The 230-nt window shown below is 59.6% G+C and carries 1 protein-coding gene; it reads right to left on the bottom strand.

Annotated features, from left to right (window positions below):
- Positions 1 to 230, bottom strand: a 230-nt coding sequence (locus DIE06_RS38635; protein WP_185733599.1) for a hypothetical protein, incomplete at both ends; no start/stop codon positions are given.

The raw sequence follows: 230 nt of genomic DNA, 5'->3' as shown, positions 1-230 counted from the left end.
ACAACTGCACCGGTTTCGACACCGGTGAGATTCAAGGTGCCGACATTGGTGATGTGATCAGTGGCGCTGCTGCCGGAATCGGTCGTCAGCGCAACGCTGGGCGCAGCCGCGGAGGTATCGAGCGTAAAGCTGAACGACGTCGGATCCGACGTGTTGCCTGCGACGTCGATCTGCCGGACTTGTACGTCGTTCACGCCTTCAACGGCGTTGAAGCCCGTATTCCAGGTATG

This window comes from Burkholderia sp. Bp8998, from assembly GCF_003854235.1.
Classification (GTDB): Bacteria; Pseudomonadota; Gammaproteobacteria; order Burkholderiales; family Burkholderiaceae; genus Burkholderia.
This window is presented reverse-complemented; position numbering and strand designations above follow the sequence as displayed.